Below are 14,228 nucleotides of genomic sequence, written 5' to 3'. Positions count from 1 at the left end.
TTTGTTTTTTTAGTCCTTATAAGTAAGTTATGAATCCGTCGTAATTACAGTTATATATCGTTGTAAATAGTTTTACTTAACTTTCACACATATAATATTACTTTCAATATCTACTGTATGTAGTGTGTTGTATAACTCAATAATTTTGTTCTTCTCTTCTATGCTATAACCAGCATAATTATTTAATATAAAATCACTGTTCGCATCATATTTAGTTTTGTTTCCGTACATTTTAATTTTTACACAGGCAGTATCTGAATTTTGAGAATTTTCACCACAATAATTTAAGTGTTCATTAGAAAAATCAAAAGACTTTTCACTGTTTGCTTCAATGGTTATAAAGTCAGAAATAGAGGCATAATGTTTCGGTGGGTCTTCATCATAAAAACTTACTTCTGAAATACAAGATGTTCCTTCAAACTCATTCTCAATAGAAGCATAATATTTCCCTGGTCGAAAATTAGGGTCAGAAGAAGGTTTAACAACGGTAATTTTAGAATTGCTGTTATTTATAATTTTAACATTTAATGTTAATAGTCCTTTCCTCCAAATATAATTTTCATTTGGCTTTTCTATGATTATAGAAATTTTTTCTTTATCGGTAGAACTACTTGTCTTTTTAATAGATGAACAACTTGTTAATGTTAAAGTTAACGATAATAATATAATTAATTTCTTTCTTGTACTCATTGTTTTAAATTATTTACAACGTTTTGGCTATGCGCAGTGTCCCGTAGGGCATTGCGTATAGGTGTTGTTGTAGCACGTTTTTATTTTAAATTTCCATTCCATAATCCCACTTTTTTATTCCTTTCTCTTCGAGTTGTTTTTTTATGTCGTCTTCTAGCCAAAAGAAAAGGTTCGTGAATTTAACTGACGGTGATTTCAATAGAAATTCAATCGCCTGTTTAAACAGTTCTTTCCGATATGCAGCTTTGAAGTTTTCTGGAAAGAATAGCAAAAATATCTCCAAATTTTCAAGTTGATTAAGGTTAGTTATATCTGTTAATCTACTGTTGTTATCTATTTGGATTCTTTTCAAATTTTTCAATCCTGAAAGGTCTGGTAGCTTTTCCATTTTCGACATTCCTTCAAAGTACAATGAATTGAGATTCTCCATTGACTTTAGAAAATCGTAATTAGGGATTTGTCTAGTTCTGCTTATTTCAAGTGTTCGAATGCTTTTCACATTCGAGATTGCATCCAAATTCTTGTAGCTTCCAAAAAGCAACCTTAATTGTCTTAGATTTTCAAGATTGTTGATTAAGTCAAGATTATTCATTTTAACTCCACGGAAAGTTAGACGTTCAAGTTTTTCGAGTTTGGAAGCATTTTCAAGTCCTTTTTTCATTCCGTCAATCCAAAGTGTTGTTAAATCTTTGAACTCACTAATAAAACTCAAGTCAACTGCGGTGGATTTAGTTTCTCCAATACCTAAATCAGTCAAGAGTTTATTTTGTAATAGTGGTGTATAGTCAGAAGTGTGAAATGAAGAAATATCAATATTTCGTAATGCTGGCAGTTGGGAATAGAAATCGAAATTCATTTGGTCATACCAAACAATTCTCAGTCCGGTATTAGGGTGTTCTTTATAGAATGAATTTAATACGTCCCAAGTCTTTTTATTTGGGTTTTTGAATTCAAAAAATTGGAGAGAATGAATGTCCTTTTCCTGAATTAATTTGGGAATATCAGAGGATTTGAGGTCATCATAGATATTAATGTTTCCATTAAAATTTCCCCACTTTTTCTTTTTGTTAAATATTCCCATTCAGTTTTTCTAATGTGCTACAACTTGTTTATATAAGCATAAAATACATCGTTATACAACCAAAAGGGAAGTATAAGAGTACTTTACTGTTCTTTTATATTTATTGCTAAGCTTACTTGTTTAGGAAAGAAGTCTATAGCAATTTTTATTCTTTTTTTATTAGCGGTAGCCAAGATAAAACAAAATAAAAAACCGCACAAAAATGTACGGTTAAAAAGATGTTTTTTTAATATCGATAAGTAACCTTACCGTACAAAATTACGTTGTCGTTTGGCTTCAAAAGTTAAGATAGCTGCGGCAACCGATACGTTCATAGAATCTATTTCCCCTTGCATTGGGATGTTGATATTCTGAGTAGCTTCGTCTCGCCAAACTTGCGTTAATCCTGTAGCTTCAGTACCCACTACCAAAGCAGTAGCCTTAGTATAGTCGTTTTTATGATATTCGTTTGAGTTTTGTAGGGTAGCACTGTAAATATTTATGTTATGCTCTTGTAAGTATGCTATAATGTTTTCAGAAGTACCTGTAGCTATCTGATTGGTAAATATACAACCCACACTAGAACGTATGATATTAGGATTGAATAAATCCGTTTTAGGGTTGGTAATAAAAACAGCATCCACCTTAGCAGCATCGGCGGTACGTAGCATAGCACCAATATTTCCTGGTTTTTCAATACCTTCCATAACCAAAACGAGTGGGGTAGTGGTGTTGAATTCAATAGCGTCTAAATCGAAGTTTTTAGCTTTTACTACAGCAATAATACCCTCGGTAGTATCACGATAGGCTAGCTTTTGGTATACCTCTTTAGTTATTTCTATACAGTTAGCAGCCTTATTTAGAATTTTGTTTACACTTTCTTCGGTAAACATATCAGCAACAAACAGCAGGGTGTCTATTTCATAATCTCCTTTAACAACTAACGAAATTTCACGTTGTCCTTCTACTAAAAACAATCCTTTCTTCTTACGTTCTCTAGATTTTTCTTGAAGCTTTAAAAGCTCTTTTATATAGGCATTTTGTGTACTACTAATCTGTTTCATCTACTATTATATCAGAATACAAAAGTACTATTCTGTTTTATAATAAAATACCATCTTACTAAAAGAATAATTACTAGCTATTGCTGTTGTTAGGCAAACAACAGTACTGTTGCCCAACACCAAACACCACTGTTGTTTAACACTAGATGCTACTGTTTGAATCTTCAAACAAAACCAAAATATGGGGTGTACTAGTTTGTATTAAGCTTCATACAGTAGCGTATGGAGTCACCCGACACTACTGTATGGTGTTATAATACAGTGGTGTATGAAGGTGCCATACAGTAGCGCATGCTTATTGGTACCGCAAAGGGTTTAATACCCCGAGGCTTGCTTCGAAAATCAAGAACTTTTTTTCTATATATACCTCGTGAGCTTACTTTGAGGTAGTTTACTGTCAGTGTATAAAAAAACATCATTCTTTTACGGAATGATGTTTAATAGTTTATTAAATCGAAGAGATTCCTTCGTCATTATTTCGACTTAAGTTTATCTTGAGCGAAGTCGAAAGGCTCAACAAACTCCTCGGAATGACGTTAAAATTGTTGTCATAGCGAGGAATGATAATGACGTGGCTATCTCTTAGTTTAGAAAGATATTCTATTGATTTTTATATTTATTAGCATAACGCTTCCATAATTTTGTTTGATGTGATTCTAGGCTGATTTTTCTTCCTTGTATAAAAGCAGCTGTTAAAATATTAGTACGCATATCTAAAGCATCACCTTCAGAAATAAATAAGGTAGCATCTTTACCAACTTCTAAGGTTCCTACATTGTTGTCAACACCTAAAATTTTAGCATTGTTTTGAGTAATTAATTGTAAAGCTTTTTCTTTACCTAATCCGTAAGCAGCATACGTTCCTGCATAAAATGGTAAGTTACGTGTGCTCATACGTTCCATATCTCCTTCCATACCTAAACCTACTAAAATACCAGCATCGGTTAATATCTTAGCTGCTCTAAAAGGTCTGTCATAATCTGCATCTTCACCATTAGGCAAACGGTGAGCACGTTCTAAAATAACAGGTATATTGTTTGCTTTTAATAAGTCAGCAGCTTTTTCAGCCTCTTGTCCGCGAACAATAACGATGTTTTTAACTCCTAATTCTTTACAAATATTTACAGCATCAGTAATTCCTTTTTCTCCTGATACGTGTACAAACATTCTTTGTGTACCGTTTAAAACGCCTTGTAAAGCTTCATAAGGTAAGTTTTTAGGTGTTTTGTTACCTGCTAGGTAGCTTTTTGCATTGGCGAAAAATTTTGTAAGCTTATCAATGCTTTTTTGATAGTTTTTGTTAGGCTTTAATCCTGGATCTTCACCCATCCACCAACGACCTCTCGAAAATACTTGAGGCCAGTTCATGTGAACACCATCATCGGTTTTAATAGTAGCATCTTCCCAGTTCCAAGCATCTAATTGTACTACAGAAGAGGTTCCTGAAATAATACCACCACGTGGAGCAATTTGTGCCATTAATACTCCGTTAGGACGCATGGTTTCTACTACTTTACTTTCTGCATTATAGGCAATAATACTACGAATGTGTGGTAGCATTGAACCTACCTCATCAAAGTCTCTTGTTGCACGTACAGCATCAATTTCAGCTAAACCTAAAGAGGTGTTTGCTGCAATAAAACCTGGGTATACGTGTTTTCCTTTGGCATTAATAACAGTTCCCATACGGGCAATTCTCATGTTAGCACTTCCTACGAACTTAATTTTACCGTTAGAAAACATGATTAAGGAGTTTTCAATTACTTCTCCGTTTCCTAAATGTGCTGTGGCACCTTCAATACTATAAGCTTCATTTTGCTTGGGTGCTGGTGTTTGTTGCGCTATTATATTTCCTAAGAATAAGAAACATAATAAACTATATATTAATTTAATTTTCATGTTGTGTGTTTTTAAGTTCTTATTCTGTATCACAGTGAAATAATTTCTGAGTTTTCTTTTTAGGAGCTTGTGTTTTACCTCCTTTAATCTTCTCTTGTAACATCATGTTAATTAACTTAGCACGCTCTGCTTTAATAGCTTTACGCTTTTCTAAGTCTTTTTCAATATCAAAATAAACAGCTCCGTCAATAATTGTTTTCTCTGCTTTAGAATATACTGAAAGTGGATTTCCGCTCCATACTACAACATCAGCATCTTTACCTTCTTTAATACTACCTGTACGGTCGTTTAAGTGTAATAGTTTTGCAGGATTGATAGTAACTGTAGCCCAAGCTTCTTGTTCGCTTAAACCTCCATATTTAATTAATTTAGCCGCTTCTTGATTCAATCTACGAGACATTTCTGCATCATCAGAATTAATAGCAACGGTAACTCCTTGGTTGTGCATAATAGCTGCGTTGTAAGGAATCGCGTCGTTAACCTCGTATTTATATGCCCACCAGTCAGCAAAAGTAGAACCACCAACTCCGTGTTCTTTCATTTTATCTGCTAGTTTGTATCCTTCTAAAATGTGGGTAAACGTATTAATGTTAAAGTTGAATTGTTCTGCAACTTTCATTAACATATTAATTTCTGATTGTACGTAAGAGTGACAAGAAATAAAACGTTCTTTATTAATAATTTCTGCTAAGGTTTCTAACTCAATATCCTTACGATATGGTTGTCCGCTTTTCTTTTTAGCATCGTATTCTTTGGCTCTTTGGAAGTAGTCAATATATACTTGCTCAACTCCCATACGTGTTTGAGGGAAACGAATGGTATTTAAATCTCCCCAGTTAGATTGTTTTACGTTTTCACCTAAGGCGAATTTGATAAACTTAGGTGTGTTGTTGTATAACATTCCGTCAGCATTCTCTCCCCATTTTAGTTTGATAATTGCTGAACGTCCACCGATTGGATTTGCAGAACCGTGTAATACTTGAATAGAAGTAACACCACCCGCAATGTTTCTGTAAATATTTACATCGTTAGGGTTGATAACATCTTCAATAGTAACCTCAGCTGTTGAGTTATGACCTGATTCGTTTACTGCTGAAGTAGCAATATGTGAATGCTCATCAATAATACCTGCGGTTACATACTTACCAGTTCCGTCAATAACTTTTGCACCTCTTGAAGATAAGTTGGTGCCTATTTTGGCTATTTTACCATCTTTAATTAATACATCGGTATTGTTTAGTACTTCGTTGTTTTCAGAAGTCCAAACCGTAGCATTTTTAATTAAAATAGTTTCTTTTTGTGGAGCAGTTGGGTTTCCTAATCCTATATTTGGGTATGAAACTGCTACTACTTCAGGAGTATTGTCTTTTTTCTTATTGTCTTTCTTTTTAGCATCAGCTTTTCCAGTATAAGTAGCATTCCATGTACTTTCATTTCCGTTATTGTCGGTAGCTGTACCTGTAATTTGTTGTTTGTTTTTAACAAATGCTGTTAAGCGAGTATAGTTGTCACCATCTTTAAAAGCTATATGTAACCAGTCGTTGCTAAAAGACGATTTACTGTTTACCTTTTTATCTCCACTTTTTAAAGCAGCTGTTTGTTTAGCTCCTTTACCAGTAATGGTCATATCATACGATTTTCCGTTAACTGTTAACGTGTACTTACCTGTAATATCTTTAATATCCATTGAGTTAATGGTGTTTTTATCACCTTGTACCCAGTTTTCATATAAAGTAGTTTGCTTGTCAAAAATATCACCAGAAGTAATTAAGAAGTTAGCATAACTACCAGCTTTCAAATTTCCTATTTTATCATTCTTTAAAATTTTGGCAGGCACTGTAGTTAATGCTTCTAAAGCTGTAGTTTTATCTAATCCGTAAGTAATAGCCTTTTGAAGGTTACTACTAAATTCTTTTGCCTTTTTTAACTTGTATGTAGTTAACGCAAAAGGAACCTTGTTTTTTGCTAAAATTGAAGGATTTGCTGGTTCTTGATTCCAAGAGCGCATATCGCTTAACGCAATTTTATTTGCTAAAAATGGATTTGATACATCGTAAGCATTTCTAAAGTTAATAGGAATAATGTACGTAGCATTGGTCGCTTTAATATCATTAATTCTTTCATATTCGTTACCACCACCTACAATGGTATATTGAATTCCAAATTCGTCACCAATTTTATCAGCACGCATATTGTCTAAATATCCACCTGCATTAAATATTTGAGGTAACTCTTTTTTATTGTTTAGAGCTTCTAAAGCTAAATCGGTATTTTTTGCATTTCCTTTGGCATACCAATCGGCATCTAAATATGTTTGACGTAATAGTGCCATGGCTCCCATACGTGAAGTAGGGTAGCTTTGACGTGATTTAGCACTTTTAGAAAACGATAAGTAGTTTCCTGATTCTTTGTCTAATATTCTGTAAGCATCAGAACTATTAGGGTTTAAAGCAACTAAAACTCCGTTACCTTGCATAATACCGTCTTCTAGGTGTGTATTAACAGCACCGAAACCTAAAGACAATAATTCTTTAGCTTTTTTAGTATCAAAGTTAAACTCAGTAGAAGCGTCTACATCAGGACGAATATGGTCGTTCCAGTAATATCCTTTTCTACCAGCATCGTATTGAGGTCTTTTACCACGACCACTTTCATGTTTAGGTTTTGCAATACCAAAGGTTGAATAAGCATCTACAAAAGAAGGATACATAGATTTCCCATCTAGGTTAATTACTTGTGCTTCGTTAGGTATGTTAACCGATTTACCTACAGCAACAACTTTTCCGTCTTTAATAAGTAATGTTCCTTTTTTTACTATTTGAGTAGGAGTAACATAAATGGTAGCATTGGTAAAAGCGTACACATTGTTTTTGGATGACTTTACTCCTGTGTTGGTAGGAAAGTACTCTTGTGCAAAAGAGCTACTAATACACAGGGATAAGAGTAAGAATAGTATTTTTTTCATTTAATATTGAGTTGATTAGCTTATAAAAATAGATAGTTAAAGAGGAAAACAATTCCTTTTAACAAAACATTAAGAATTAATCACAGGGTGATAGCCAAGAATTTAATCCACCAAGGCTTACCTAATAGACTTAAAATGGGTTTTCTTATAGTTCTTTGTTTACTTGCCCTAAGATAGTTTAGTTAAGAACTAGCTTTCCAATCTTTTCATGACCAGATAACCAGGCTGTATTACTATCAATAAACTGAATAGCATAGTAGCTTTCCTTGCTTATTTGTTTCCAAGTATGTCCACCATCGTTAGAAAATGATATTCCGGTTTTTCCAACAGCAAAAACTTCTTCTCCGTTCGTGTTAGGTACATACTGTACGCAGCTTTTGTAATTAGGATTGGTATTATTAGCTACGAGTGTCCATGTTTTACCACCATCGGTAGTAATTGCTTTATTAGCGTTATTGTCTTCCGGTTTTGAGTAGTTTCCTCCAATAGCAATTCCATGGTTTTCATCATAAAAATCAATAGAGTAAATTCCTTGTGGTCCGTTACCTTGTACAATTGGGGTGTCAAAAATCTCCCAAGTGTTTCCAAAGTCGGTAGATTTTAAAATACGTGCTTTGGTTCCTCCAGAACCTATCCAAACAGTATTGTTTACAATAGCAATATTGGTGTTACTAGCAGCAAAGAAGGCTTCTCCTTCTTCAAAAGTAGGCAGCTGTGAGCAAGGTAGTTTTGTCCACGTATTTCCTCCGTCTGAGGTAAGAATAATAGACGGACAATCTTCTGTAGGATCACCAACGGCAATACCATGTTTTCCATCGGCAAAGAATTGCATACAGTCGTAAAAAACCTTTTCGTGTTCTTCCTTATATACCAATTCATATTTGTTTTCATATCCTTTATATAGTAAGGCTGGGTTTGCTACCGATAAGGCAAATATATTTTCACCATTTTTAGCAATGCTTCTAAAGTGCGGTATAATAGTATCGTTATACTTTAAACTTTGTGTTTGCCATGTTCTACCACCATTTTTTGTTGTTGTAATATCTCCTTTAGAGCCTGCAAAAATTAACTCATCGTTACTAATAGCTAGTATAGCTCTAATACTGGTACTATCTTGTTTAAACTCGGTAATTTTAATAGTTTCAAAAGTTCTTGGGGCTTTCTTTTCTTGCTTACAAGATAGTATTGTTAAAGAGAGTAAGAAAAGGAATGATAATCGTTTCATGTGTTTGTTTTAGTTGTTTTAAATGGAGCAAGTAACCTTAGAAATTTAAATTAATTAGTAAATATGTAGAGAAAGTTTACTTTACCTATGTTGGTTCCATATTTTTGATATTTTTACAGAACTAAAAATAGGAAAACCAAACTTAAATCAATGAAAAAAGCCTTAGTAATTTCAGGAGGAGGAAGTAAAGGAGCCTTTGCAGGCGGTGTTGCACAATACCTGATGAAAAATAAAAATAAAGATTACGACATGCTTTTAGGAACATCAACAGGTAGTTTGATGGTTTCGCATTTGGCTTTGGGTATGATTGATGAATTAAAAGAAATATATACATCGGTAGATCAAAAAGCTATTTTTAGTAACAGCCCATTCAGAGTAAAATCGGTACATGGAGAAAAGGTGGTTTCTATACGACATAGAAACACGATTTGGAACTTTTTAAATGGTCGTAAAACTTTTGGTGAGAGTAAAAACTTACGAAAGCTTATAAGTAAAAGTGTTACTAAAGAAATGTACGACGAAATTAGAAGGCTGAATAAAGAGGTAGTGGTCACAGTATCTAATTTAACAGCGAATCAAATTGAATACAAATCTATCTTAGAATGTGAATATGAAGATTTTTGCGATTGGATTTGGGGTTCGTGCAATTATGTACCTTTTATGAGTTTACTGGAAAAAGATCATTGTCAGTATGCTGATGGTGGTTTTGGAAGTTTAATACCTATACGAGAAGCCATAGCAAGAGGAGCAACGGAGGTGGATGCCATTATTTTAGCAACAGAAGTAACACAAATGAACAGATTGCCTGCTAAGAACCCTTTTTCGCTGATGATGGATACGTTTGATTTTATGTTGGAGAATGTTGAGCGGCATAATATTACTATAGGAAAGCTTTCTGCAAAACAACACAATGTAAAACTGAATTTATACTATACGCCAACGGTATTAACAACCAATTCGTTAGTTTTTGATAAAGAGAAAATGAAGAAATGGTGGAAATCGGGCTATAAGTATGCGAAAAAGCTGAATGATGATAGAATGACAGAGTTTAGACCAGAGATGGTAGATAATCAAGAAATAGAGGAAGGAATAGAAAATAGTGAAGTATGAAGTTTGGAAAAGTAGCACAACCAGAGTTAATAGATTTTACATTACCTGAAACACACCCTAAAACAATAGAGCTATTAAACTCTTATGAAAAGAGTGGTACACCTAATGTGTATGTGGGCTGTGCAAAATGGAATAAAGCAGATTTAAAAGGATTTTATCCGAGAGGAACTAAAGATGAATTGGAGTATTATTCGAAACAGTTTAATTCAATAGAGCTCAATGCTACTTTTTATAGACAGTTTCCAGCAGAACAGTTTGAAAAGTGGAAAGCTAAAACTCCTAAAAACTTTAAATTCTTTCCCAAACTAGGGCAGGAGATAAGCCACTGGAAGCGTTTACAGGGTGTACAAGATGCGGTAAATGTGTATTTAGACAATGCTTCACATTTGCAAGAGAAGTTAGGTACCATCTTTTTACAGTTACATGCTAATTTTGGAAATAAAAACTTTGATAGATTACAAAACTTTGTAGTAAGTTGGCCTAAAGGTATACCATTGGCTATAGAAGTACGCCATCCGGATTGGTTTGAAGACACAACGGTGTTTGAAGAGTTTACAAAGCTGTTTGAAGAACATAACATAGCCAATGTGTTAGTAGATACAGCAGGTAGAAGAGATATGATGCATATGCGTTTAACGAATAACGAAGCTTTTGTTCGTTATGTTGGAGCAAATCACCCATCAGATTATACACGTTTGGATGATTGGGTAGTTCGCTTAAAAGAATGGAATGATTTAGGATTAGAGAATATTCACTTTTTTATCCATCAAAATTTAGAAGTAGAATCACCATTGTTGGCAGCCTACTTTATAAAAAAGCTAAATAAGGAATTAGGAGTTGATTTAAAGATTCCTAATGAAGAGAATAACCAACAAATGAGTTTGTTGTAATTTGTCTTAAACTTCAGACAGTACTGTCTTTAATCACAAGACAATGGTGTCTAATGGTACCGTATGCTAGTGTCGTGTGTAATAAGATGGTAGGTTATTGAATAAATAGTATTAAAAAATCCAGCTGAGTAAGCTGGATTTTATTTTATATCGTTTTGTTCTTTATTTTAACTCCACATACATATTGTTATAATCAAGGCGCATCATATTTGAATTCCATGATGGAGAAAATTGAACTCCTTTTTTCATGGTAGGTACTCCTTTTGCTCCTGTAGTAATGTATTGAATGGTTCTTTGTAATAAAGGTTCGTTAGGGTCTCCTAAAATACCTAAGTTACCTGGATCTTCATCAATGATAACCTCAGGAATAAACCCTTCAGGAGCATTTTCACCATCTTTATTTTGAATTTCTAATACGATAGGTTGCATTGCCCACGTATGACTCTTTAAGTTATCGCCATTACGAGTATAATCGTCAGAATCGTATAAGGTAATAGAACCAACATGCTTTCCGTAAGTTTGAGTTCCTACTAACTTTACATCAATATAAGGCTTTAGTGCATTGATGACCAGTTCTGAAGCAGAGGCAGAATCATCAGAAACTATAAAGTAAATAGTATTTAGGTTTAAACTATTAATTGCTTCATCCAATACTACATTTCCTTGTTGGTCCTTATTTAAAATCTGATTCGTAAAGTTATTGATTAATAAATCTGGATTTGTTACCTCCATTACTTTATGATTCCATACTTGTTTCGCAAATAACTCATTGTTAAACTGTCCGGTAATCATACTTCCTAAATAAGTAGCTGTTTGTACAGAACCACCACCGTTATAACGTAAGTCGATGATTAAGTCGGTAAGACCTGCTGATTGAAACTTAGCAAATTCAGCATTTAACTCTCCATCAAAGTTTCTAGAGAATTGATTGTACATTAAATACCCAATGGTATGGCTACCATTAGTAATTACATTGGTAACTTTTACAGGGTTTTCTGTTACTTGAGATTTGGTAACTGTAATAGTTGTTCCGTTACTAACAGGATTTCCTCCGTTATAATCAGCTAAATGAATAGTGAATGTATCATTATCTAATAAATCATTTACGTTGCTTCTGGTTATAGTTGTTCCGTTAATCTCAGTAATAATCATACCACGAGTAACTCCTTGTGCATCGGCATTAGAACCAGTAACAACATCGTATACATATATATAATAGCCTCCTGAACCATCAGCATAGTCAGCTCCTTCTAATTTCATCCCACTTGTAAGACGTATTCCCGCAAAAGATTCTTCTAATGCAATATAATCGTCTACAATCCATGAATAGGTTCTGTTAGGATCTTTAGGGTATTCATTAGGCATGTACAATAAACTGTAAAATAAATTAGTAGGATCGTCATATCCTGATAAATAACTATACAGTTCATTATCGTTATTAAAACGTCTGTCAGCTAAGTCAGGGACTAAGTCTTGCCATAAGTAGTAAGCGTTTAAACCTTTCCAAACGAAATTTTGGACTTCAATATTTTTGGGTGCATCGTCTTTTTCACTACATGAAACAAGTAGTATTGAAAAAAAGATGATTAGGGATGCTTTTAATAATTTCATAAGAGTATATTAGTTGTAACAACAACGCAATTTACTGAATAATATTATTTTTTTTATTATTGATGTAACAAACTTGAAACTGCGTCGTCGTAGATATGTAAACCTGTTAAATAAGACGCAATTGTTTTAATAGGCTTACAAAACTAATTAACCAAACCATGAACCAATCGGACTTTTTAAAAGTTGTATTACCATTTAAAGACAAAGTCTTTCGTTTAGCGAAAAGATTATTGGTTTCTACCGAAGAAGCTGAGGACGCTACACAAGAGTTGTACTTTAAATTGTGGAGAAATAGAGAGAAGCTCTCTAATTATAAAAATGTAGAGGCATTTGCTATGACCATGACGAAGAATTACTGTTATGACAGATTAAAGTCTAAACAAGCTAGTAATTTAACATTGGTTCATAGTAATTATAAAGAGAAAGATACTCCTTTAGAAAAGAGAGTAGAACATAACGACAGTGTAAACCGAGTACATGAGCTTATAGATAAGTTACCAGAGCAACAAAAAATAATCATACAATTAAGAGATATTGAACAATATGATTTTGATGAAATATGTAAAATGGTTGATATGAAACCGACAGCTGTAAGAGTAGCATTATCAAGAGCTAGAAAAGCAATAAGACAAGAATTAATAAAACAACACAACTATGGAGTTAGCTAACATAGAGAAGTTATTAGATAAATACCTAGACGCAGAAACAACATTGCAAGAAGAGCAAACGTTACAAGAGTATTTTACCTCAAACAACGTGGCACCGCATTTGCAAGAATATAGTATGATGTTTGGCTATTTTAAACAAAGTAAAGACGAAACCTTTACGAAAACCATTCAGTTAAAACCTGAGAAAACTAAGAAGAACTGGAAATGGTTATCAGTAGCAGCGTCAGTAGTCTTACTATTTAGTGTATTCATGGGTAATGAAGAGTACAAAAAGTATCAACAACGTAAACAGTTTGCACAAATTAAAGAAGCGTTGCAACTAGTTTCAGTCAATTTAAACAAAGGAAACGATGCATTATATGCAGTTTCAAACAACCTAAAAAAAGGAAATGATGCTATTGAACAATTAGGAGCCTATGAAGAAACAGTAAACAAAGTAATAAACACAGTAAATTAATTAAGAAAGTAAAACCAAGTACTTATAAACCAAGAAAATCATGAAAAAAGTAATATTATTATTCGCATTCGTATTTATAGCTAATGTTAGTTTCGGGCAATCAATGTTCGATAAATTAGAAGACCTAGATGAGGTATCATCAGTAGTAGTAAATAAAGATGCTTTTGAGATTTTATCTAAATTCAAAGTAGAGTCAGAAGATAATGAAGCAATGGAGGTTTTTAAAATGATTCAAGACTTACAAGAATTAAAAGTATTTTCAACTGAAAGCGCAAAAGTGTCTGCTGAAATGGAAAGCATGGTAAAGTCTGCCATTAAAAAAAGTAATTTAATAGAGTTAATGCGTGTAAAAGACAAAGATTCTCGTGTTAAAATCTATGTAAAGTCTACAAAAAACAAAGACTTTGTAAGCGAAGTATTAATGTTTGTAAAAGACAAAAATTCTAATGGTAACTCACCAGAATCTGTAATAGTTTCGTTAACTGGTAATATCGACATCAACAAAATGTCAAAATTAGCAGAGACGTTTTCTAAAGACGGAAAGAAGAACAAATAAAAACAAATAAGGCAGCGTTAACCAGTTAACGCT

General features: G+C 33.3%; 12 protein-coding genes. 5 read left to right on the top strand and 7 right to left on the bottom strand.

All coding sequences use genetic code 11. The features are described 5' to 3' along the window. Positions 1 to 72: 72 nt before the first annotated feature. The 6 genes from ABMY20_RS09600 to ABMY20_RS09575 form a co-directional block, all read right to left on the bottom strand. Complete coding sequence (locus ABMY20_RS09600; RefSeq protein WP_349265161.1) at positions 73 to 690, bottom strand: hypothetical protein; 618 nt, start codon at positions 688 to 690, stop codon at positions 73 to 75. An 85-nt stretch (positions 691 to 775) separates the two neighbouring features. Continuing rightward, positions 776 to 1,771, bottom strand: coding sequence for a hypothetical protein (locus tag ABMY20_RS09595; protein ID WP_349265160.1), 996 nt, complete (start codon positions 1,769 to 1,771; stop codon positions 776 to 778). Between the two features lie 245 nt (positions 1,772 to 2,016). Continuing rightward, entirely contained in the window at positions 2,017 to 2,814 is a 798-nt protein-coding gene (locus tag ABMY20_RS09590) for an RNA methyltransferase (protein ID WP_349265159.1), read from the bottom strand. A 600-nt stretch (positions 2,815 to 3,414) separates the two neighbouring features. After that, entirely contained in the window at positions 3,415 to 4,713 is a 1,299-nt protein-coding gene (locus tag ABMY20_RS09585) for an amidohydrolase family protein (protein ID WP_349265158.1), read from the bottom strand. Positions 4,714 to 4,732: 19 nt separating this feature from the next. Then, positions 4,733 to 7,678: an amidohydrolase family protein gene (locus tag ABMY20_RS09580; RefSeq protein ID WP_349265157.1), complete on the bottom strand. Its 2,946-nt coding sequence runs from the start codon at positions 7,676 to 7,678 to the stop codon at positions 4,733 to 4,735. A gap of 178 nt (positions 7,679 to 7,856) precedes the next feature. Then, entirely contained in the window at positions 7,857 to 8,903 is a 1,047-nt protein-coding gene (locus ABMY20_RS09575; RefSeq protein WP_167713767.1) for an oxidoreductase, read from the bottom strand. A gap of 150 nt (positions 8,904 to 9,053) precedes the next feature. On the opposite strand from ABMY20_RS09575, the gene ABMY20_RS09570 reads away from it, so the two are divergent. Further along, positions 9,054 to 10,013, top strand: a complete 960-nt coding sequence (locus ABMY20_RS09570; protein ID WP_125344893.1) for a patatin-like phospholipase family protein — start codon at positions 9,054 to 9,056, stop codon at positions 10,011 to 10,013. Next, a complete protein-coding gene (locus ABMY20_RS09565) occupies positions 10,010 to 10,903 on the top strand; it encodes a DUF72 domain-containing protein (RefSeq protein WP_349265156.1) in 894 nt (297 codons plus the stop codon). The genes ABMY20_RS09570 and ABMY20_RS09565 overlap by 4 nt, the downstream gene beginning before the upstream one ends. A gap of 162 nt (positions 10,904 to 11,065) precedes the next feature. On the opposite strand, the gene ABMY20_RS09560 is transcribed toward ABMY20_RS09565, so the two are convergent. Further along, a complete protein-coding gene (locus tag ABMY20_RS09560; RefSeq protein WP_349265155.1) occupies positions 11,066 to 12,514 on the bottom strand; it encodes a S41 family peptidase in 1,449 nt (482 codons plus the stop codon). A gap of 158 nt (positions 12,515 to 12,672) precedes the next feature. Here ABMY20_RS09560 and ABMY20_RS09555 point away from each other — a divergent pair, with 158 nt between their 5' ends. The 3 genes from ABMY20_RS09555 to ABMY20_RS09545 are packed head-to-tail and all read left to right on the top strand — an operon-like array spanning position 12,673 to position 14,195. After that, the gene (locus ABMY20_RS09555) at positions 12,673 to 13,182 is read left to right on the top strand and encodes a sigma-70 family RNA polymerase sigma factor (RefSeq protein WP_303510602.1); all 510 of its coding nucleotides are present in this window, start codon (positions 12,673 to 12,675) and stop codon (positions 13,180 to 13,182) included. Beyond that, positions 13,169 to 13,639 carry a hypothetical protein gene (locus tag ABMY20_RS09550; RefSeq protein ID WP_047788703.1) on the top strand — a complete coding sequence of 157 codons (471 nt, stop codon included), beginning with the start codon at positions 13,169 to 13,171 and terminating at the stop codon, positions 13,637 to 13,639. The genes ABMY20_RS09555 and ABMY20_RS09550 overlap by 14 nt, the downstream gene beginning before the upstream one ends. A 40-nt stretch (positions 13,640 to 13,679) precedes the next feature. Continuing rightward, positions 13,680 to 14,195, top strand: coding sequence for a DUF4252 domain-containing protein (locus ABMY20_RS09545; RefSeq protein WP_047788704.1), 516 nt, complete (start codon positions 13,680 to 13,682; stop codon positions 14,193 to 14,195). Positions 14,196 to 14,228 lie beyond the last annotated feature (33 nt).

The sequence above is a fragment of the Tenacibaculum sp. SSH1-16 genome (assembly GCF_040104435.1).
GTDB lineage: Bacteria > Bacteroidota > Bacteroidia > Flavobacteriales > Flavobacteriaceae > Polaribacter > Polaribacter mesophilus.
This window is presented reverse-complemented; position numbering and strand designations above follow the sequence as displayed.

Excerpts from the sequence above, each read along its gene's own strand:
- ABMY20_RS09550 (WP_047788703.1), top strand. The coding sequence starts at position 13,169 with ATGGAGTTAGCTAACATAGAGAAGTTATTAGATAAATACCTAGACGCA.
- ABMY20_RS09580 (WP_349265157.1), bottom strand. The coding sequence starts at position 7,678 with ATGAAAAAAATACTATTCTTACTCTTATCCCTGTGTATTAGTAGCTCT.
- ABMY20_RS09565 (WP_349265156.1), top strand. The coding sequence starts at position 10,010 with ATGAAGTTTGGAAAAGTAGCACAACCAGAGTTAATAGATTTTACATTA.
- ABMY20_RS09590 (WP_349265159.1), bottom strand. The coding sequence starts at position 2,814 with ATGAAACAGATTAGTAGTACACAAAATGCCTATATAAAAGAGCTTTTA.
- ABMY20_RS09595 (WP_349265160.1), bottom strand. The coding sequence starts at position 1,771 with ATGGGAATATTTAACAAAAAGAAAAAGTGGGGAAATTTTAATGGAAAC.
- ABMY20_RS09575 (WP_167713767.1), bottom strand. The coding sequence starts at position 8,903 with ATGAAACGATTATCATTCCTTTTCTTACTCTCTTTAACAATACTATCT.
- ABMY20_RS09545 (WP_047788704.1), top strand. The coding sequence starts at position 13,680 with ATGAAAAAAGTAATATTATTATTCGCATTCGTATTTATAGCTAATGTT.
- ABMY20_RS09560 (WP_349265155.1), bottom strand. The coding sequence starts at position 12,514 with ATGAAATTATTAAAAGCATCCCTAATCATCTTTTTTTCAATACTACTT.
- ABMY20_RS09555 (WP_303510602.1), top strand. The coding sequence starts at position 12,673 with ATGAACCAATCGGACTTTTTAAAAGTTGTATTACCATTTAAAGACAAA.
- ABMY20_RS09585 (WP_349265158.1), bottom strand. The coding sequence starts at position 4,713 with ATGAAAATTAAATTAATATATAGTTTATTATGTTTCTTATTCTTAGGA.
- ABMY20_RS09600 (WP_349265161.1), bottom strand. The coding sequence starts at position 690 with ATGAGTACAAGAAAGAAATTAATTATATTATTATCGTTAACTTTAACA.
- ABMY20_RS09570 (WP_125344893.1), top strand. The coding sequence starts at position 9,054 with ATGAAAAAAGCCTTAGTAATTTCAGGAGGAGGAAGTAAAGGAGCCTTT.